Genomic DNA, 19,485 nt, shown 5'->3' on the forward strand with positions numbered 1-19,485 from the left:
ACCGCAATGCCGCCTTTGCCGATCTGCTCTACTCCTCGGGGATGCGGCTGAGCGAGGGCGGTTCGCTGCTGACCTTCGAGGTCTCCTCGATCCGGTTGCGCGGTGGCCGCTACTACGTCGGTCGGATCGCCGCTGCGGTGACCCGGTCGAAGAAGTCGCGCACGTTCTACGTCGCGGTGCATGTCTTGGGTGAGGTCGAGGCATACCGGCAGGGGCTGCGTGCGGGCCGGGCTCACCTGCTGGCGGGGTGCACGTGGCGCCTTGTACTCGACGGAGCGGGGTACGGCAGATCAGCGAGGCGGGGCGCTGCCGGAGGCGGGCGGGTTGGGGGTGCAGGTGCGGAGTTGGCGGGTGAGTGCGTCACCGAGGGCGGGGTCCGGCGGGCCCGTGTGGTCGATGCCGAGTTGGGCGGCCAGGGCGGTGGTGTGTAGTCGAGCGGCGGCCTCCAGAAGCTGGGCACAGGTGTCGGTGGCGCTGCGGAGATGATGCCTGGCGGTGAGGGCGAGGGCGGCGGCGAGCGGGGCGCTGGGCCACCACCAGACGGTCAGTGGGGTGTACAGGATGGCCCAGCCGGCCAGGGTGGCGGCGCGGGTGAGGGCCTGCTCTGCGGCGGTGATCTCGGTGCGGGTGGTCTCGGGCAGTGTGAGCCATAAGTGCGGCCACAGGAGAGGCAGGTCCAGGTGGTGGTCGCGGTCCAGGCGGATGGTGACGGCGTGGATGCGGTCGCCGCTCCAGGTGGGCCGGTCCGGTTCCTCGGCGGAGATGCGCTGCAGCGCCTGATGCGCGGCCCGGCGCCGGGCGGGGTCAGCTCGGTGCCCGTCGCGGGCCAGGGTGCGGGCGTCGGCGTCGAGTTGTTGCCGGTAGCGCTGCTGGGCGGCGGTCCAGCGGGCGCGGCGGCGAGCAACGCGGGCATGGGCCCATTGCCGCAGCAGACGCGGCCAGGTGTACCAGCCGGCGGCCAGCGTGATGCGCTGGACCAGCGTCCCCAGACCCTGGGCGGCCAGCCCGGCCGCCGCGCTAGCGGCGAGGACCGCGCCAAGCAGGACGATTTGGCCGCCGAAGGTGGTTGCAGCGGGGGCTTGGGCCCAGTGGGTGATCCGGCCGGTAAGGCGAACGTAGTCCAGGGCGTGGGCCTGGCCGAGGGTTCGGGCGGTGGTGGCAGTGGCCAGGAAGAGTGCTCCCGGCAGGACCAGCAGAGTCAGCCAGCGCTCGGCGAGCTTCTGCCCCAGGGCGCTCAGGAACCCGCCCACCACTACAACCGCTCGGCACGCAGGGGCCGGTCGCTGATTCGGCAGCGGGGCACGTCAGAGCCGTCGGGCCAAGCATGGCGCGAGCACTGACCGGTCGGGCACAGCAGCACCCACTCGTCGGGCACGGCGGGATTGACCCCGGGCGGGTTCAGGGCGCGCGACCGGGCGTAGACGCCTGCGGCGTCGCCGGCGGCCAGCAGGGCCTCGTGGAGCACGTTCAGCGGCGTGGCGGGATCTTCCCCGTCGCGCAGTGCCGCCAGCAGGCCTTCCAACGGCGCCGCGCCTAGGGGGCTGTGCGCCTCCAGAGTTGTGCGAATACTGCCCAGCTGATCGCATATATAGGCGACATCATCGCGCTGCTCCATACCGGAGCCTCCGGCAAAGTTCTCGGGCACGCCATCCCCCGTTCGCTTGCGAACCCACGGTGTGCTCAGGCGGCCTAGTGCACGGTGGCTTCACCCCGCCGGCATAGGGGCCCCGGGGCCATCGTGTCCGAACCTAATCCTATCCGGCAACTAGGGCTCTATCTTTGGCATTTGACGATCAACGGGTCACCGTTTACGGGGGAGGGGTCATGGGGCAGCGTGAGGAACTGCTAGCGGCGGTGCGGGCACGATTAGAGCGGGCCGCGGCTGGAGACGCAACAGCGATCCGCGAGGCGCCAGCGATGGCCGAGGCGCACCGCTTGGCCAGGTTCGTTAACGGGCCGCTTGATCCCGACGATGCGGAAACCGAGCGCATCCTGGGGTGGTTTCACTACCGGCGGACCGAGATCCTTCCCCAGCCGGTAGCCGGACAAGACAAGGAGGCAGCGCTCCGGTTCTTCACGCGGTGTTTCATCGCAGGAATCGACGATCTGCCGCAACCACTCCTCGCGACCCTCGCCGGGCGGGCGGTCTCGTATGCGATTGACCTGGGCGAGCGTGCATCGCGTACCCCGACGGATCGAGCGCTTAGGGCGTCTGCCGTGGGCCTGTGGGAGCGCATCATGGGCACACCCGGCGACCAGGTCAAGCGCGCCCTGCTGTCACACGGTGTCAGTTCCCTGTCCGTCCAGTATGCCAAGGGTCGGCTTGAGAGAATCAAGGTGGCGGTCCAGGCCTCCCCTAATGACCATCCCAACCCGACTCCGGACCTGACTAATCAGGGCATTTCCCTACGGGAGCGTTTCCAGCGTACCCAAGAACCTGAGGATCTGGATCAGGCGGTGGAGGTGTTCCGTGCGGCCGTCCGGGCCACCCCCCGCGACCGCTCCGATCGAGATGTGCCTCTGGCTTGCCTTGGCGAGGCGCTCGAAGCGCGGTTCAAGCTCACCGGGAACGCCAAAGACCTGGACCAGGCGGTGCAGCTGTTCGCTGCATCCGCTCGAGCCATCCCCCGCAAGGGCCCCGAACACGCCGAGAACCTCCCCGTCCTCGCCTCGTACCTGACTGCCCTCGGCCGCACCCTGCAGGCGCGGTCCCAACGCACGGGGAACGTTTGGGATCTGGATCAGGCGGTGACGGCGTACCGTGCGGCTGTCGCAGCACTCCCTCCCGACCACTCCGAGCGCGCCCGGTATCTGACCACTCTAGGGACCGCCTTGCATGCGCGGACCTCGAAAAGGTCCGAGCAAGCCAAGGATCTGGATCAGGCGGTGGAGGCGCTCCGTGCGGCTGTCGCAGCACTCCCCCCCAACCACCCCGACCCCGCCAATATCCTGCTGATGCTTGGCATCGTGCTAGGAACACGGTTCCAACGCACTGGGAACCTTATGGATCTGGATCAGGCGGTGGTGGCAGCCCGCTCCGCTGTCCGAGCCGCCACCCACAACCACCCCTTGCACAATGTGTGTTTGACCCAGCTCGGTGCCGTCCTGGAGATCCGGTACGACCATTCCGGGGACGTCAAGGAACTGGACGAAGCAGTGGAGGTGCACCGCGCTGCTGTCCGGGCCACCCTTTATGACGACTTCCACCGCGCCATGAGCCTGAGCGGCCTCGCCGGCACGCTACAGCTGCGATTCGAGCACACCGGGGAGTCGGCCGACCGGGAGGAGGCGCTGTCCCTGTGGGGGCAGGCGGTCGAAGCAGAGACGGGTCCGCCGTCGCTGCGTATCGCGGTGGCGCGTAGGGCGGCACGTTTCGCGTCTTCCTCGGACCCCGGTCGGGCGGCCGGATTCCTGGAGCGGGCGGTGCTGATGTTGCCGGAGTTGGCGCCACGGTGGCTAGATCGCGACGAGCAGCAGCATGCCCTCGGCCGCAGGGCTGCCGGTCTCGTCGGCGACGCTGCCGCGCGGGTGTTGGGCGACACCAATGGAAACGAGCAAGGGCGGGCCATGCGGGCACTGCGTCTGATTGAGGCCGGACGGGGAGTCCTTCTGTCCCAAGCGCTGGATACACGAAGTGACTTGACTGACTTGAAGCTCCAACACCCTGACTTGGCCAGGCGTTTCACCGAGCTGCGCGAGCTACTTGACCAGGATCCAGCTGTCGCGGCCACCGGAGTTGGTGCCGACCCCTCCGGGCGGACAGGCAGTGGGCGCCACCGGCTGGGTGTAGAACTGGAGGAGTTGCTGAGGCGCATACGGGCCTGCGATGGGTTCGCCGCCTTCGCCCTGCCGCCCACTCCCGACGAGCTCCTGGCCGAAGCCGCACATGGCCCCGTGGTGACGTTCAACGTCAACCGCTACCGCAGCGACGCACTCCTACTCACCCGCAACGGCATCACCTCCTGCCCACTGCCTGGGCTCAGCCAGGACACCGTCATCGACCAGCTGAACACCTTCTACGGGGCACTGGCCGATGCGACAGCGCCTGACTGCGACCGGATCGCCGCCCAGCAAACCCTGCGCCGGACCCTCGAATGGCTCTGGGAGGCCGCAGCCGAGCCAGTCCTCTCCGCCTTGGCGGCCCTGGGCGAGATCGTCCCCCCAACCCAGGACGGCGCGCCATTGCCACGGGTGTGGTGGGCACCGGGCGCGATCCTCGATCTGCTGCCCCTGCATGCGGCCGGATTCCACACTGACCCCGTACACGACCCCAACCGCCGCACTGTCATGGACCGGGTGATCTCCTCCTACACCCCCACCATCCGCGCCCTGCGTCACGCCCGTGGGCGTCGCCCCCGGCCCGCCAGCGGATCCCAGTCCCTGATCGTCGCCATGCCTACCACCCCTGGCCACAGCCCACTGCCGTACGCCTCGGAAGAAGTCCGCCAGATCCGGGCACTTCTGCACTGCCCGATCCAGCTCACCGAACCCGCCCCGGCCCCCGACGGCACCCCTGCCCCCCCGGGGATCGGCACTCCGACCACAGCCACGGTTCTCGCCCACCTCCCGCAGTGTGGCATCGCCCACTTCGCCTGCCATGGCAACAACCGCAGCACCGATCAGAGCGAGCTACTCCTCCACGACCACGCCACCACACCGTTGACTGTGTCCACACTCTCCCAGATCAGCCTGGACCATGCGCATCTTGCGTACCTCTCCGCCTGCAGCACCGCGAACCCCGGCACCACCGACTTTCTGGACGAGGCCATCCATCTGACCAGCGCTTTCCAACTCGCTGGCTTCCCCCACGTCATCGGGACCCTTTGGCCAATCAACGACCGCTTGGCTGTCGAAGTCGCCGAATCCTTCTACATCCACCTGACCATCGGCCCGCGCGGAACACTCGACCCCAGTCAGGCCGCAACCGCCCTGCACCACACCATCCGGGCCCTTCGCGACCGCTACCCGGCGACCCCATCTTTATGGGCGGCCTACCTCCACGCCGGCGCATAGACGAAGCGGACAGACCCGACCCGGCTTCTTCCCTCCTCGCTTGGGAGCAGGGGGGACCTCAACCCGGCGCCGGTTGCCCGGCCTCGGCGTCCGCCATGGTGCGGGGGTCGGGCACGGACTTGCGAATCGCTAAGGCAACCGTGTTGAGGAGAACATCCATCGCCGATCACACATAGAACTCCCGCCACGAGAAAACACCTGACCGGGCGCCGTCCCCCGAGGAGGGTAATATTCAACACGCTGAATTTGACGGGGAACCGCCCTGCCCGGCCTGGTCGACCGCGGGCAAGCGGGCCGGACTCACCGCGCAGTCCCTCCGGGTGCTCGCCGCCATGCTGCGCGCCGCCGGGGAGGCGGCCGGACACGGCGGGTACCGCGAGGGCTCCGGGGCGACGTGGGCCGAGGTGCGCGCCATGGCGGCCGCCATGCCGGACCCGGAAGCCGGACTCGTCGCCGAGGTGCTGGTCTGGGCGCTCGGCCTGCAGCTGCACGGCGAGTCCCTGCGGTGGGTCGCTCTGGAGCAGTCGGCGAACCTGCCCGCCGAGGTGCGTGAACGGTCTCGTTCGAACTGGCCCTGGCCGTTGGTCTCAGCAGCAGTGGGCCGAGCTGGACGCGGCCGACTACGGGGTTGCAACCCACCGGCGCCGGGTGCTCTTCATGGCGTTGCGGTACGGGCGCATCCCCGGATCCGTGCGGCCCGGGGTGCCGTTCGCCGAGCAGACCCTCGCCGCCGCCCTCGGGTGGGGCGCGGGTGAGCGGATCAACACCCGCGGCGTGCGGGGCCTCGACGAGCGCGGCCGGGCCAAAGGTGGGAACACCCTTCAGCGCGGACCGGGCCGGTTGGTGCCTCACGGGGAAGGTCCGGACCTGGTTCCGGAAAACGGGTACCGGCTGATCGAGGCCGGACAGCTGGTCGGGTTCCTGCCGTCCAACCCGTGGCAGGGATCGCGGACGTCCGCGATCCAGCGGATCGGGGACGTGGTGTGCCCGCCGGTCGGGGCGGTCGTCATGGGGGCGCTGACGGGCCGGGCATGGCAGGGGCCGGTCGATGACTACCTCGGCCAGGTGTACGGCGGGGGCCGAGGCCCTGGTGCCAGTCGCGGTGCCGCAGCAGCACCGCCGGTGCGCACCGGCGGACTTGGTGACGCTGGCTGCATAGTTCAACGTGCGTTGGTCCGCGTCTCCGGGACCAGGTGGTCCATCGAGGAGTTTCCAGGCCGCCAAAGGCCAGGTCGGCTTGGACGATTACCAGGTCCGGCACTGGACCTCGTGGCACCGGCACATCCCCCTGGCCATGCTCGCCCTGGCCTTCCTCGCAACCGTTACGGTCAGCGCGAAGCCCGGCCGAAGCGCCGACCCGAACCTAGGCACGTGCACCCACTCATCTCTCAACGAGAGCGTCCCGGCGCGACCGCTTCGCTGCGATCGCCGTCGGCCCGCGCTCGCAGCGCGTTCCTCGCGGACCAGTCGTGCCGGGAGCTGAGGTTGTGGGTGGAGGCCATGGTGAGCGTCGTGAGCGGCCCGGGGAATGCTCCGGGACCGCGCCGCTACTGGCCGTCGTCCGGCTTCGACGCCGGCGGCTGAGTCTGATCACCCACCGTCGCGGTCGGTGCGGTCCTCGGCCTGCTTCTGCTGGTCCTCCGCCTTTTTGTCGTCCGGGTCCTTCTTTTTCGGGGGGTGCACGTCCTCGCGCATCATGGTCACAAGGTCGTCAAGCTGAGAAGGTGACAACGGAAAGGCCAATTCCGTCAGGTAGTCACGAAGGGGCCTTTCAGCGATGATCAGCGCCCTCGCCCGTTCCTTCGACCACTTTCTCCGCGAGTCGTCTGTCGGGCCGTCAGACAGCTCTTGCGCCGCCTCCAGCAGATCGCTGTACACCGCCCGCTTATGCATGTGCCAGGCAGCGTTACGCGACCACCCGTCGACTTTGATCTGTCTGTCCAGTTCCGTTTCGGCCCGCAAAGCTACGTGCTTCTCCTCCGCGTCGAGTGTCTTCTGGAGATGGGTATCGGCCGCTGCAAGCTGCTTTCCGAGCTGGGTATCGGCCGCTGCAAGCTGCTTGCCCAGATGGGTCTCGGCCGCTCGAATCTGCTTGTCGGTATTGCGCCTCCCATTGAGGAAGAGGAGCACCTGGCCTGTGACAGCGCTCGCGAAGCCCATGGCGCCGACAGCGAGGGTCACTTCATCCGAGACCGCCATAAGCCAGCCCTTCTCCGTGTCGAGCGGGTGTCAGCCCGCATGGGTCATGAGCCAGCCTGGCTCCCCTCTCGGCCTCTTGCATCTGGGGTGCGGCCGTACGGCGGGTGGAGGCGGCCCAGTCCTCCGACGAGCAGATACGGGCGCTGAGACCCCAGAAAGGGGGCAGGAACCGTATGCCGGAGTACAGCGTGACTTGGACCATCGACATCGACGCCGACACGCCCGTACACGCCGGCTTCGAAGCGCTCGCCGTCCATCGCGACAGCACGTCCTGGACCACGGTCTTCACCGTCCACACGGACGAAGTGATGTGGTCGTGGACCTCAACCCCCACCAGCCGGGCCCGCCGAAGCTGAGCGGCCCCTGGACCCTGGCCAGGTAACCTCCACGTCCTCGCGCCCCGGCACGGCCACCAGCCGCGCCGAGGCGCAGCCGTCCCCGGCGCCCCAAGAGCTGGCCGCTACCCGCCAGCCGCGAACAGGCCCAGCCGCCGCCCCAGCCGTTGGGCCTCCTGCGCGGACCCCGGACGATTCCTGGGCGCGACGGACGGTCGGCGCTCGTCGGCCCGACAGCGTGACGCCGCGCTCCGCCGCGGCAGCGTGGCGCGCCGCGTTGGGTTGTTGAGCGCACGTTGGCCTGGCTGATGCACGCCCGCCGCCATGCCCGCGACTACGAACGGCTCGTCCAGCACTCCGAAGCCCTGATTACCTGGGCCGCCATCACCCTCATGACCCGCAGGATTGTCCAGACAAAAATCCTCAGAGGCCGAGGGCAAGACGAGTCAAGATAAGGCCTCGTGAACGACACCTCGAACTGGCCCACAGACAAACTGACCGCGCTCCGCCTCGGGAGGAGACTGGTGGCGGAAGTCCCCGCCAGGCGGATTGACCGCCGGGCGTTCGTGGACATCACCCCCAGGCAGACCCCTCGTGATTCCGAGGCACGCAAGCAAGGCTGGGTGCCCAGCGAAACGAACCGCATCTTCCGGCTTGAGCACTGGGAGTACGACAGCGAGCGCATCGATGGCTTCGACTACGACATCGGGGCAGTCCTCATCGCATCCGCTGAGGCAACCGGTGAGTCGGAGCTGGTCACCGTCCTGACCGACTGGCAACTCAGCCCCCACCAGTTCGTCTACCCCTGGGACAGCGAGGACCCCAAGTAGCCGCGGAGGTATTCATTCAACACGCGGCCACACCCTCGCTTACAAATGCCATGAACGGCTCAGACGCAGGTGCTGAACTGGCCGTTACTCAAGGCGCGGCGGGTGGACAACTCGCCCGGCATGCCTCGGCAGGCCACGGCCCCTTGCAGGGGGCCGGGTCGATAGGGTCGGCCCCTCGCCTGATGGTGCGATCGCACCAGTCGCACAGCACTGTCGCACGGGCGCCCGCGTCCTCAAGGACCCTGGCCGCCTCATCTGCGACTTCGAGCCAGTTGGGTTCCGTGACCGCTACGGGCGCGCTGTCGAGCAGAAGTTTGCTGTTCCAGAGACTGAGGCCGGTGACCGTCCGGATCGCACGGACCGCTTCCACCTTCCGGTCACCTGCCTCTGTCAGCAGTACACGGAATCCTGGCTCTTCCACGCACCCTCCCAGGCCACCCCAAGCCGTCCAGCAAGTGAACCATCACCGCAACGGGCCTTGACCCCGGATGTTGAACACGTCTATGCGGCTTGGGTCAGGGTAGTTGCTGCTGGTCGGAGGGCGTTCTCGTAGGCGATCGGGGACCGCTGGCCGAGGCGGGAGTGCCGGCGGCGGGTGTTGTATCGGGTCAGCCAGCGGAAGGCGTCGAGTCTGGCCTCACGCTCGCTCGACCAGGCCTTCCGGCCTTTGAGCGCCTCCCTCTTGAAGGCGGCGTTGAAGCTTTCCGCGGCGGCGTTGTCCGCGCTGGAGCCGACCGCGCCCATGCTCTGCCGGACCCCTGCTGACCTGCAGAGTTCCGCGAAAGCCCTGCTCGAATATTGAGATCCGTGGTCGGTGTGCATGATCGCTCCGGCAAGGCTTCCACGGGTCCGCTCGGCGACCGTCAGGGCGTCGATGACGAGCTCTGTCCGCATGTGGTCGGCGATCGCCCAGCCGGCCAGCCGGCGCGAGGCGAGGTCGATGACGGTCGCGAGATAGAGCGGCTTCGAACCGCTGACCGGCAGATAGGTGATGTCGCCGACGTACTTCATGTTCACCTCGGATGCGGTGAAGTCACGTCCGAGCAGATCCGGTGCCTTCGCCGCGGCTTGGTCCGCGACGGTGGTGCGGTGCCGGCGGCGCAGACGGACTCCCTCGAGCCCGATGGTCCGCATGATCCTGGCGACGCGCTTGTGGTTGACCGCCGGGCCGCCCTCGTCTCGGAGTTCTGCGGTGATTCTGGGGGCTCCGTAGGTGCCGTCGGAGTCCTGGTGGACCTTGCGTATCCGGGCCGCGATCCCGGCTTCGACGGTCTGGCGGGCCGCTCTCGCGGATGCGGTGCGGCGCCAGTAGTAGAAGCTCGAGCGGGCCAGGCCAAGGATGTCGCAGAGCCGCTTCACGCCGTGTCGGCGCTGGTGATCGTCAACGAACTGGCAGCGGTTCACCAGCGCGTCTCCGTCGCGAAATACCGGGCCGCCTTGCGGAGGATGTCGCGCTCTTCCTCCAGCTCACGGATCCTCTTGCGGGCGGCGGCCAGCTCCGCCTGAACGGCGTCGGCGTCGGCCCGCGAGGCGGCCGGCGGCGCGGAGTGGGCGCCAGGTCGGCGGCCGTCGGCGGCCCGGATCCAGTTCCGCAGCGTCTCGGTGTTCACCCCGAGATCACCGGCGACCGACTTGATCGTCGCTCCCGGCCTCGAGCGGTACAACGCGACCGCGTCCGCCTTGAACTCGGCGGGGTAATGCTTCATCCCCACAGGGACTCCGTTCTCCTGGACCATCAAGATCCAAGTGTCTCCGGTGTCCAAAACCCAGGGTCAAGGCCCCTTCTCGAGTTCGTCCGGGTCCTCACCATCCCCCGAGACCCGGATCAGGGCTCAGCTGCCGGGTCCCAGTCCGACACCGACCTCATAGACGAATGGCGCGGCCGCTGGCGCGACGTCAAGCTGCTCCAACGCCAGGCCCAGCCGGCCAGCAAGCGCTTACGTGCCACGGTGCGGCAGACCCTGGACGATGCCGCGCAGGAAGCCGAAGTCGTCCGCGAGGACGCCCGCGTGGCAGCAGGCCGTATCCGCGCGAGCGCGGAAGCCGAGGCCGTGCGACTGCGCGCCGAGGCCCAGAAGGATGCCGACGAACTCCTGCACCAAGCCCGCGAGAGGGCCGAACAGGTCCGCAGAGCGTTCGCGGGGGAGGGGTTAGGCCCGCACACGCCGGGGGTGGCCGCAGGCTCGAGCAACTCATGGTGGCGGCAGGGGGAAGGCCTTGCGCTGCGTCCCGCGATACGTCCGCTGGCCGCAGGGGTCGCGGTGGCCGCGCTGGCGACGACCGTGATCCTCACGGGGGACTCCATCATCGGCACGTCCGGCGACTGCAGGGCCCAAGGCGCCGACCAGCTCATCTCCCGAGCCGACCTCCAAGGCCGCGGTACCGTCCAGCAGGCCGCCTTCGTCCGTAAGCCCGAGGCCATCATCACCTTCCCGCCCAACTACACCCCGCGACCGATCTTCGGCTTCCCGAGCGGACCCGCCTCCAGCCCTTCGCCGGAAGCATCGCCCACGCCGAGCGCCGAGCCGACCCCGAGCCCCACCCCCACGCCCAGCACCTCACCCACACCGACCGCGTCACCGGCCCAGGACAGACGCGACCCCTGCGCCAAGAAGGCGCACGCCCGCTAGACCGCGAGCCGGCCATCGTCGGCGAGGGGCCGGTACCCGCCGCAGAGAGCGCGGCGAACGGTTCGGTTCCGCATCCGTCGCATGCGGCGGATCGGCGGCAGCGTTCGCCTATTCCATGAGGCCGAGGGCGTTGTCGGGGTTGCAGTACGGGCAGGCCTCGACGTTGTCGGCGAGCATCCGGCGGGCCTGGTCGCGGTCGATGGGCTTGCCGTTGCCCATGATGCAGTCGCCGACGTGGACACGCAGCGGCCTGGCGCCGGCCGCCGTGCGGATCGACTCGGCCTTCCAGTCCGGGGGTGGCGGCAGTGGCCGGCGGGACTGCTCGGCGGCGAGCTCCGCCTCCAGGCCGTGGATCTTCTCCTCGACCTGCCGCTGCTGCCACTGGAGCCAGGCCCGCACGGCCCGCCACTGGTCCAGGCGCGCCTGGACCCCGCTCACCGCGACCGCGCCCCTGGGCCGGCCGCCGCGAACCCACCACGGCGGTGTCCCGCCGCGCGGTCTGCCGCCTCGGCTGCCTGACGAAGCTCGACCCGGCCCGCCGTGGACCATCCAGACCCTTCCCAGTAGGGGTACGCGCTGATCCGGCACGACAGCACGATCAGCTCCCGCCGGAGCTCCGCTCCTCCTTGCCCGGGCCGGTCGGCGAGGCGCTGGTAGGCGGCGGTCCACTGCTGCTGGAGCTTGATCAGGTCGTCGGGGAACGGGAAGGACTTCATCCACTTATTCAATCAGGTGTTCGAATTATTGTGCGAGTCCCGACGAGGTGCTCGTGGCGCCTGTGACTGATTCCCAATGACCGTTGTCAAGCGTCGGAGGTGCCTACTGGGTCCTGCCGATCGCACGCCGGAACCTTGCCCATAGAGAGGTCGGCAAGGTGACGTCAGTGGCTTCATCCGGAGAGCCAGCATCGTGCGCCGTGGCGGTCGGCTCTGCTGGGTCCTCGTGAGCGTCTCCGCGGAATGCGACGGCGTCCTCCCCGATCCCGACAACGTCCAGGAGGGTGTCCAGGGCCTTGTCGGCTTGCTCATGCGGCTCGGTCAGCCAGACATACGAGACGCCCACCGGATTGCCGTCGTGCTTGCTGATCGCGAAGCTGAATCCCTTCAGCCGGAACAGTACGACGTCGAGCTCGTCCAGCCCGTCCCACGACCGCTCCACGTGCAGACGTAGCCGCTGAGCCACGGGCTGCACCGGCAGCGCCAGCACTCCGATCATCTGGAATAGCGGGGCGTGGTGTTCCCAGACGCTGTACTGGTAGGCGGGGTTCTTGCCGGTGTAGTAGGGCGGTTGTGTAGCCGGCTGCCAGTCGGGCTCAGGCCCCGGGACCTCGATCTCTGTCACAGCAGCTCCTCCCCACGGCCTCCAGCCAACTGATGATCAACCTACCTTCACCGGGTCGGCCAGCGTTATGCGGCGCCGGTCAGGCCCAGTTGTGGCGGCTGGGCTGTCCAGTGGCGTTGGTCGCGGATGAGGGCCCACAGAACGTCGAGGCGGCGGCGAGCTAGGGCGAGAATCGCCTGCTTGTGACTCTTGCCTACGCCTCTCTTCCGGTCGTAGAAGGTCTTCGAAGTGGGGCAGAACCGGGCGGCGATCTGGGCGGAGAGATAGAAGACCCGCAGGAGCCGGCGGTGGTAGCGGTGTGGCCGGCGCATGTTGCCGCTGATGCGACCGGAGTCCCGTGGGACCGGTGCGAGTCCGGCGACGCCGGCGAGCCGGCCCGCGGTGCCGAAGGCGTCCATGTCCCCGCCGGTGCAGGCGATGAACTCCGCCCCCAGCAACGGGCCCATGCCGGGCATGCTGAGGACCACGTCCGCGTCGCGATGTTCACGGAAACGGACCGCAATCTGCGCGTCGATTCCAGCGATCTCATCGTCCAGAGCCAAAACTGCCCTGGCCAGGGTGCTGACCACAGCCGCGGCAGTGCTTTCCCCAGCCACGGCGGTGTGCTGGGACTGTGCCGCCGCGACGGCTGCATCGGCGATGGCCTGGGCACCACGGACTTTACGGTTCTTCAGCCAGGTCGCGAGTCGGCTCGGGCCGACCCGGCGCAGGCCAGCCGGGGTCTGGTAGCCGGTCAGCAGGATGAGTGCGGACTTGGAGGCGGCGTAGTCGAAGGTCCGTTCCAGGGCAGGGAAGTACTCCAGCAGCTGGGCCCGCATCCGGTTGATGGCGCGGGTGCGGTCGGCGGCGAGGTCATAGCGGCGGCCGGTGAGAATCTTCAGGGCCACCACGATCTCGTCCCACTCCTGCAAAGGCTGCAGGTCCCGACGCATCCGTGCCTGGTCGGCGATGACGTAGGCGTCCTTCGCATCCGTCTTGCCGTCTCCGCGGTATCCACGGGAAGCGTGGTGGACGGTGCGGCCAGGAATGTAAAGCAGCCGCTGACCATGGCCAGTGAGCAGAGCGATCAGAAGTGCGTCCCCGCCGGCGTTCAGGTCGACGGCCCAGGTCACCGGGCCGTCCTCAGCCAGTGCCAGGACATCGCCTATCAGCTCCAGGAGCTCCGGTTCGTTGTTCGGCACCCGGCGCGAGTGCACCTTCGTCCCGTCCGTATCGATCACCGTGTAGTGATGCGCGGCCTTGCCTGCATCCGTCCCCGCCCAGAGCTCGGGCACCCGAGCCTCCCTCGTCGATCGGTTGACTGGTCCCTACAGACGACCACGCCGACGTGTCCTTACGAAGCGATCTCTGTTCGCTCATCCCAATGAGTGGCCGTGTCGTCGCGGGGCACCGGGCGGCCAATCAGTCAAAGCCACAACCACGGCATGAGCGCTCTAAAGCCACACCCAGGCCCCTGGGTCTCCCGATCGTACGAAGGGCCGGAATCAACCCGCCAACAAGGTAAGGAGCGCTTCAGTTGGCGTGTGAGCGCGCTACTTGGCGGAGCTGAGCAGCGTAGATGGCGGACGACTCATGGCAGGCCGGCGGCGCTGCGGAGCGCACGGCGGGAGCCGGGCCCTCGGTCGCGGGCCGCGCCCCTGGCCAGAGGCCCGGCTTGTCGATGTCGAGCCAGGTGACGTGCGCGCTGTACCCGCTGTGCTCGTCGTCGTCGTTCACGCACTCGACTCTGTGTCTGATCCGTGAAGCGGCTCTCTACAGCGTTGTGCGTGGACGCGGCGCAGGTGCTTCACCGTCACCGCCGCCGGGAGACCGGCCAGGAGGAGGGACAACCCCACCGGGAACACCCCCGCCCACACCGTTGGTGAGACGTACGCGGTGCCGGACGAACCGTCCACCAGCCACGCGCGGACCGGTGGCGAATCGATGTCGCCCTCGACGGGGACATCGAACGACGAGCCGCCGTCGTCCGGGGTGAAGGCGCCCGAGCAGGACGTCGACACTCCCGCATTGGCCACAGTGTTGTCGTACGTCCGGCAGTCTGCTTCGGTCACGGTGCCGGGCTCGCCCCACAGCGCCGCCCGCAGCTCTGCGGTGAAGTTCGTCAGTACGACGTAGGCCAGAATCAGCCCGACCAGACAGGCCAGGGCCAGCCACGGGGCGGGTCCGACCTGCTCCGGCCCGCTCCGTTGCCCGTCCAGAACGTTCCCACCCTCGCTCATTCCCACCCTCGGATCTCCGACGGACCTTCATGGTGACCGATCCGAGGTGCCCTCGGAAGCCCTCCACGACGTACTGGTGGGCTCGCACGACCGACACCGGCCAGTGGATGTCGTCGGCCGCGTCGGATCCGCCTCCGGGTGAGCGTCGTACATGGCGAATCCCGCCAACTGAAGCGCTCAGTCACACGTGGGACTGTCAGTGGCGGGTTCTACGATCCGGCCGTGGCTGATACCGAACTCACTGACGACTTGATTCGCTCGCAGAAGCGCTCCGACTCGGCCTGGGCGCAGCTCCGGGCCGTTCAGGACGGGTACGGCCCGCCTTCTCGGGACGGTGGTTGGCCTGAGGCAGCCCACGAGGAGTGGCAGGCCGCATGGCTTGCCTGGGGAGACCGCTCGGACGAAGTCCGGGCCGCGATCGACACGTGGGCCGCGGAGAGCGGGCAGCGCCGCATCGATATCGAGACCCGTCTGAAGGGCGAGGTCCGAGGGGCAAGGACCCGCAGGTCTGGCCGGAGGAGTAGCAGCAGCCCGGGCGACAGGAGCGGTCCGTTCGGCAGCGCCCGCCGGGCCCCGGCTCGGCCTGCCGGTCATGCTGACCGTGCCAGGCCTGAAGCGGCGGTGAAGGAGGCCACCCCGAGTGCCTCTGTTCCCGCCCCTCGAGCCGATGCTCGCCCAGGCCGCCCAGGCCGCCCAGGCCGCCGAGTCCGTCCCCGGACCTGGTGTCCTGGCGGGCGGCCTGGCCTTTGAGCAGAAGTTCGACGGCCACCGCGCCCTGCTGTACACCCCGTACGGGCCGGGCGGCCAGGTGCTGCTGCAGACCCGCCGCGGATCGCTGATCCAAGAACGGTTCCCCGACCTCGTCGCCGCCGTCGAGCAGCTCCCCGGCGGCCTGGTCCTCGACGGCGAACTCCTCGTCTGGGACCCCGACGAGGGCCGGCTGTCGTTCGAGGCGCTGCAGCGCCGCGCCGCCGCCCGCGGCCGCAGCGCCCCCACGCTGGCCGCACGATGGCCGGCCTACTTCGTCGCGTTCGACGTGCTGCAACTCCACGGGACCGAGCTGCTGAACCTCCCCTACCGCGAGCGCCGCACCCTGCTCGAGGACCTGTTGGCTTTATTCACGGGTTGTGGTTCTGGCTCAACTTCTGTGGAGCTGCGCCGGGCGCGCTCGTGCCCACTGTCGGGCCAACACGCCGACCTGCTGGTTCTCATTGTTCAGCGTCCCGAAGTATTGAGCGTCGAGCCGTCACCACAGAAGTTGAGCCAGAACCCGGGTTGTGAAGCCCGTTGTTCATGGGTTTGGGAGGCGCCCAGATCCACGGTCGGGTGATGTTCACGAATTTTGGGTTCTGGCACAGATCTTGGGGAGCGGTCGCGGAGGGTGACCTCGATGTTCGATTGTGAGGAGGCGGGTTCGTGTGAGACGGCGTACGCCTTGTCGTCCAACGGTCAGAATTGACGCTCCCTCAGGTGGCTGTCGGCCGCTGCTGCGGGCGGTTGTGGATGGCGATGGTGCTGGTCATGCAGACCGATGCACCGTTCTGGGACTCGCTGGTGTTCAACGGGATCGACGATGTGGATGTCGAGACGGCTACGGCCGCGTTCGGCACGGTCGAGGTGGTGGCGAGAGGCCGTGCCGCCGGGGCTGCATGTCCGGACTGCGGTCGCTTCTCGGACCGGGTCCACGACCGTTACCAGCGCAAGCTGAAGGACCTTCCGCTCGCTGAGCAGGGCTTTGAGATCCGGCTGACGGTCCGGCGCTTCATCTGCGGAACGGCGGACTGCCCGCGCCGGACGTTCGCCGAGCCGTTCTCCCGGCTGGCCGCCCCGCACGCAAGGTTCACGACTCGGCTCAACCGCGCCCTTGAGCGAGTGGGGCTCGCGCTGGCCGGGCGGGCAGGCGCTCGGCTGGCTGCCCAGCTGGGGTTCGGGCGCGGGACGGATGACCTTGTTACGCAGGGTCATGGCACTGCCTGATCCGCAGTTCAGTACTCCGCGTGTGCTGGGCGTGGACGACTTCGCGATCCGTCGCGGTCAGACCTACTCCACGGTCTTGATCAGCGTCGAAGACCATCGTGTGGTCGATGTGCTCCCGACGCGTGAAGCCGGGCCGCTGGCCGTGTGGCTGGTCCGTCACCCCGGCGTGGAGATCATCTGCCGGGAGCGAGCGGGAGCCTATGCCGAGGGTGCCCGGCGCGGTGCCCCCGATGCTCTGCAGGTCGCTGACCGGTTCCATCTGTGGCAGGGTCTCGGCCGAGCCGTGGAGACCTGCGTCGCCGCCCATCGCGACTGTCTGAGCAATCCTTCGCCCAGCGGCATGCTGCCGGAGGCCACCCGACTGGCTTCCGGTCGGCCGCAGGACGACTCGGTACCAGCCGGCCGGCGGGCCGAGCGGAAGAAGGCAGCACATGCCCTGGTCCACAAGCTTCTTGCTCAAGGTCACTCACGTCGGGCGATTGCCCGACACCTGGGCTGGGGCCTCAACACCGTGCTCCGGTACGCGAACGCCGCACGCTGGCAGGACACCATCCGTGACAACCGGCCCCGACCCAGCAGGCTGGACCCCTACAAGCCCTACCTGGAGCGCCGATTCGCCGCGGGATGCACCAGCGTCACCCACCTCCACAGTGAACTCGTTGCCGACAACGCGCCCGTCACCTATCAGATGGTCCGCGCCCACATCGCCACCCTCCGCGGGGCTCCGGCCGGCGCGCCGCCCCGGCCTCCGACGGTGCGCCAGGTGACCGGCTGGCTCACCCGACACCCCACCGCGCTGAGCGAGGACGACCGCGCCGGCCTGAAGGATGTCCTGGCACGCTGTCCCGAACTGGACACGGCCGCCGGGCATGTCCGAGCCTTCGGCGAGATACTCACCGGCCGCCTCGGCTCCACCCTTCCCACCTGGATCGACGCGGTCGAGGCCAGCCAGCTGCCCGGGCTCACCGGCTTCGCACTCCACCTGCTCCGGGACCTTGACGCCGTGACAGCCGGGCTCACCCTGGACTGGAGCTCGGGCAGCATCGAGGGTGCCGTGAACCGGATCAAGAAGATCAAGCGACAGCTCTACGGTCGAGCCGGATTTGAACTGCTCCGAAAATGATCTTGCTTCAGTAGCTCCTCGCGGAGGTGTTGCTCTGCCGCTGGTCGACGCCTTCGAAGCCGGTCGTCCAGATCCCGACAGGGGGCCCTCGGGGGTTCGTGAGTGGGCCTGACCAGTGAGTACGGAGCCGGTTGGAGGTCGTTTCCCGTGGGCCGGGTGAGTTTCCTCCACTGGCGGTGGGCAGTCGCCGTGGAGGCCCCGATCGGCCGCGGGGACCGTGGTGCTACTTTTGCCGAAATTTGCGGGAGGGGTGGGCAAGCTGGTGAACAGTACCCTGCGGCGTGCTGCTGTCGTGGCCCTCGGCGAGCTCGGGCGAAGCAGCGACTCTGGGGACCGGGCGGACGCCGGTCACGGTCTGGCGAGCTTTGCCGAGATGGAGGAGGCTGTCGATCCGCTGCTGGAGCTGGTGCTCGACCGCGAAGACACCTTTGTCACACGGGTGACCGCAGAAGCCTTGCTTCGACGGCAGGACAGGGCCGGACTTCTGATTGTCGCGTCCGCGCTGGCAGTCGCCAGCCCGAACCATGGCGATTGGATCCACACCGCGGTCCGCGATGCATTTGCCATCTACGCCAGCGACCGCGACGACGCGATGCGGCTCTGCGAGGAGCTGACGCGGGATCCTGACGAACGCGTCGCCCTGGGAGCTCGCGAGCTGAACGAAAGCCTGACCGGGATCCACTGCGTTCTTCACCCCGAATAGTGCAGGGGCACACGGCGCCGTAGGCGCTCGACGACCGCGACTTGGTGACCACGTTGCAGTCAAGCATCCGGGCTCATGACTCCCGTTTTCCATCGAACGGCACTGTCACCGTCTGTGACCACTCCCCAAGATCTGTGCCAGAACCCGAAACTCGTCAACAGACGCTGTCGAAAGAAGTGATCGAAGCCACCGGTTCGTGAACGCTTCCTCTGCGGCCACCGCCCGGTCGTTTTGAGCTGAAAAGCGCTCGCAGATCCCCGCCTGCCATGAGTCCCCCCGATGATCATCCGCCGCCAACCCACCTTGCTACGGCAGTTCTTGGGCCAGCATCCCAAACCGGGCCCGCAGGCCGGGTCCGGCACGGCAAGATCCGGCCCCGGCGCGCTCCCCAGTCCGGTGGCCGGCTCTGCTGAACGGCGACCTCATGCCTGTCCGTCGCTGTTCCGCCGTTGAGGCAGCCTTTTTTACGCATGGCCACCTTCGCGAGGTGGGGTAACGACTGCGGTGGGTGCGATTCTCGTTCTACGGTGTCTTCAGCAGCATGACCATGTATCAGATCTTGGGGTGGGTTTGTTGGATATTCCTTTGGCGGACGCGGTCGCGGCGGTACGTGACGAACTACTCACGGCGGCAGCGCGGGCCGGTGAGAATCCCCAGGTGGTCTTCGCCGTGGGGCCGGTGGAGATGGAGTTCGAGGTCGAGCTGCGCGCGGACGCGAAGGCGAAGGCTGGCTTCAAGCTGTGGGCCGTCGGTGCGGAAACCGAGGCGGGAGTGTCGCGCGCCCGCACGCACCGCGTCTCGTTCACCCTCACCCCGAAGACCGCGAGCGGTGAGGACGTACTCGTCCACGCCACGCAGCCCCGCCAGTCGGGCCCGGGAGACACGTCACAACGCATCGAAGACTGAGCCCTAGCCGGCTCGGCGGCGCCAGTCCCGGGCCTGGAGTGCAAGGTCGTGCACGGGTAAGGCGGGGGAGGGCGACAGTGCAGCAGGAACGGTTGGCCGGGGTTGGCGGCCCGGGTGGGCCAGGGTCGGGCTATGCGGTGGGCGGGCGACTGGTGCTGACATCCGCCCACGTCGCCGGCCCCGTTGGCACCCGGGTAGAGGTCTTCCGG

20 protein-coding genes and 1 pseudogene are annotated in these 19,485 nt (G+C 68.5%); 10 read left to right on the forward strand and 11 right to left on the reverse strand.

Features of this window, described 5'->3' with window-relative positions:
- Nucleotides 1-290: 290 nt before the first annotated feature.
- Both OHA89_RS38190 and OHA89_RS38195 read right to left on the reverse strand, forming a co-directional pair.
- Nucleotides 291-1,250 carry a hypothetical protein gene (locus tag OHA89_RS38190; RefSeq protein WP_406368152.1) on the reverse strand — a complete coding sequence of 320 codons (960 nt, stop codon included), beginning with the start codon at nucleotides 1,248-1,250 and terminating at the stop codon, nucleotides 291-293.
- Between the two features lie 2 nt (nucleotides 1,251-1,252).
- A complete protein-coding gene (locus tag OHA89_RS38195) occupies nucleotides 1,253-1,615 on the reverse strand; it encodes a hypothetical protein (protein WP_406368153.1) in 363 nt (120 codons plus the stop codon).
- A gap of 209 nt (nucleotides 1,616-1,824) precedes the next feature.
- On the opposite strand from OHA89_RS38195, the gene OHA89_RS38200 reads away from it, so the two are divergent.
- Nucleotides 1,825-5,013: a CHAT domain-containing protein gene (locus OHA89_RS38200; protein WP_406368154.1), complete on the forward strand. Its 3,189-nt coding sequence runs from the start codon at nucleotides 1,825-1,827 to the stop codon at nucleotides 5,011-5,013.
- Between the two features lie 1,590 nt (nucleotides 5,014-6,603).
- On the opposite strand, the gene OHA89_RS38205 is transcribed toward OHA89_RS38200, so the two are convergent.
- Complete coding sequence (locus tag OHA89_RS38205; protein ID WP_406368155.1) at nucleotides 6,604-7,212, reverse strand: hypothetical protein; 609 nt, start codon at nucleotides 7,210-7,212, stop codon at nucleotides 6,604-6,606.
- Between the two features lie 188 nt (nucleotides 7,213-7,400).
- Here OHA89_RS38205 and OHA89_RS38210 point away from each other — a divergent pair, with 188 nt between their 5' ends.
- The 3 genes and pseudogenes from OHA89_RS38210 (at nucleotide 7,401) to OHA89_RS38220 (ending at nucleotide 8,377) form a co-directional block, all read left to right on the forward strand.
- The gene (locus tag OHA89_RS38210) at nucleotides 7,401-7,568 is read left to right on the forward strand and encodes a hypothetical protein (protein WP_406368156.1); all 168 of its coding nucleotides are present in this window, start codon (nucleotides 7,401-7,403) and stop codon (nucleotides 7,566-7,568) included.
- Nucleotides 7,569-7,822: 254 nt separating this feature from the next.
- Nucleotides 7,823-8,002: pseudogene (locus tag OHA89_RS38215) on the forward strand (IS5/IS1182 family transposase); the annotation flags it as partial.
- 6 nt (nucleotides 8,003-8,008) lie between these two features.
- Nucleotides 8,009-8,377 (forward strand): hypothetical protein, encoded by a 369-nt coding sequence (locus OHA89_RS38220; protein ID WP_406368157.1) that lies wholly within the window; start codon nucleotides 8,009-8,011, stop codon nucleotides 8,375-8,377.
- 88 nt (nucleotides 8,378-8,465) lie between these two features.
- On the opposite strand, the gene OHA89_RS38225 is transcribed toward OHA89_RS38220, so the two are convergent.
- Nucleotides 8,466-8,798: a ribosomal protein L7/L12 gene (locus tag OHA89_RS38225; protein WP_406368158.1), complete on the reverse strand. Its 333-nt coding sequence runs from the start codon at nucleotides 8,796-8,798 to the stop codon at nucleotides 8,466-8,468.
- An 80-nt stretch (nucleotides 8,799-8,878) separates the two neighbouring features.
- Nucleotides 8,879-10,089, reverse strand: a protein-coding gene (locus tag OHA89_RS38230; RefSeq protein WP_406368159.1) for an IS3 family transposase whose coding sequence is annotated in 2 segments (ribosomal slippage) — nucleotides 8,879-9,795 and nucleotides 9,795-10,089 — 1,212 coding nt in all. Because the reading frame shifts where the segments join, the coding sequence is not laid out codon by codon here.
- A 237-nt stretch (nucleotides 10,090-10,326) separates the two neighbouring features.
- Between OHA89_RS38230 and OHA89_RS38235 the strand changes: the two genes are divergently transcribed.
- Nucleotides 10,327-11,007, forward strand: coding sequence for a hypothetical protein (locus OHA89_RS38235; protein ID WP_406368160.1), 681 nt, complete (start codon nucleotides 10,327-10,329; stop codon nucleotides 11,005-11,007).
- Nucleotides 11,008-11,115: 108 nt separating this feature from the next.
- Here the strand turns inward: OHA89_RS38235 and OHA89_RS38240 are convergent, their stop codons facing one another.
- The 6 genes from OHA89_RS38240 to OHA89_RS38265 all read right to left on the reverse strand — a co-directional run bounded on the left by OHA89_RS38240 (nucleotide 11,116) and on the right by OHA89_RS38265 (nucleotide 14,567).
- The gene (locus OHA89_RS38240) at nucleotides 11,116-11,445 is read right to left on the reverse strand and encodes a DUF6233 domain-containing protein (RefSeq protein WP_406368161.1); all 330 of its coding nucleotides are present in this window, start codon (nucleotides 11,443-11,445) and stop codon (nucleotides 11,116-11,118) included.
- The gene (locus tag OHA89_RS38245; protein ID WP_406368162.1) at nucleotides 11,442-11,723 is read right to left on the reverse strand and encodes a hypothetical protein; all 282 of its coding nucleotides are present in this window, start codon (nucleotides 11,721-11,723) and stop codon (nucleotides 11,442-11,444) included. Before OHA89_RS38245 ends, OHA89_RS38240 begins: the two co-directional genes overlap by 4 nt.
- A 103-nt stretch (nucleotides 11,724-11,826) precedes the next feature.
- Nucleotides 11,827-12,348: a hypothetical protein gene (locus OHA89_RS38250; protein WP_406368163.1), complete on the reverse strand. Its 522-nt coding sequence runs from the start codon at nucleotides 12,346-12,348 to the stop codon at nucleotides 11,827-11,829.
- Between the two features lie 65 nt (nucleotides 12,349-12,413).
- Entirely contained in the window at nucleotides 12,414-13,622 is a 1,209-nt protein-coding gene (locus OHA89_RS38255) for an IS110 family transposase (RefSeq protein ID WP_406368164.1), read from the reverse strand.
- A gap of 238 nt (nucleotides 13,623-13,860) precedes the next feature.
- Nucleotides 13,861-14,064 carry a hypothetical protein gene (locus tag OHA89_RS38260; protein ID WP_406368165.1) on the reverse strand — a complete coding sequence of 68 codons (204 nt, stop codon included), beginning with the start codon at nucleotides 14,062-14,064 and terminating at the stop codon, nucleotides 13,861-13,863.
- The gene (locus OHA89_RS38265) at nucleotides 14,061-14,567 is read right to left on the reverse strand and encodes a hypothetical protein (protein WP_406368166.1); all 507 of its coding nucleotides are present in this window, start codon (nucleotides 14,565-14,567) and stop codon (nucleotides 14,061-14,063) included. The genes OHA89_RS38260 and OHA89_RS38265 overlap by 4 nt, the downstream gene beginning before the upstream one ends.
- A 640-nt stretch (nucleotides 14,568-15,207) precedes the next feature.
- Here OHA89_RS38265 and OHA89_RS38270 point away from each other — a divergent pair.
- From OHA89_RS38270 to OHA89_RS38290, 5 genes are all read left to right on the forward strand, one after another.
- Entirely contained in the window at nucleotides 15,208-15,897 is a 690-nt protein-coding gene (locus OHA89_RS38270; RefSeq protein ID WP_406368167.1) for a hypothetical protein, read from the forward strand.
- A gap of 173 nt (nucleotides 15,898-16,070) precedes the next feature.
- Nucleotides 16,071-16,544 (forward strand): transposase family protein, encoded by a 474-nt coding sequence (locus OHA89_RS38275; protein ID WP_406368168.1) that lies wholly within the window; start codon nucleotides 16,071-16,073, stop codon nucleotides 16,542-16,544.
- Nucleotides 16,531-17,667: a transposase gene (locus tag OHA89_RS38280; protein WP_406368169.1), complete on the forward strand. Its 1,137-nt coding sequence runs from the start codon at nucleotides 16,531-16,533 to the stop codon at nucleotides 17,665-17,667. The genes OHA89_RS38275 and OHA89_RS38280 overlap by 14 nt, the downstream gene beginning before the upstream one ends.
- Before the next feature lie 250 nt (nucleotides 17,668-17,917).
- Nucleotides 17,918-18,370 (forward strand): hypothetical protein, encoded by a 453-nt coding sequence (locus OHA89_RS38285; RefSeq protein ID WP_406368170.1) that lies wholly within the window; start codon nucleotides 17,918-17,920, stop codon nucleotides 18,368-18,370.
- 564 nt (nucleotides 18,371-18,934) lie between these two features.
- On the forward strand, nucleotides 18,935-19,276 hold the full coding sequence (locus tag OHA89_RS38290) for a trypco2 family protein (RefSeq protein ID WP_406368171.1): 342 nt from the start codon (nucleotides 18,935-18,937) through the stop codon (nucleotides 19,274-19,276).
- The last annotated feature ends 209 nt before the right edge of the window (nucleotides 19,277-19,485 follow it).

It is taken from the genome of Streptomyces sp. NBC_01546, assembly GCF_045208355.1.
In the GTDB taxonomy this organism is placed as follows: Bacteria; Actinomycetota; Actinomycetes; order Streptomycetales; family Streptomycetaceae; genus Streptomyces.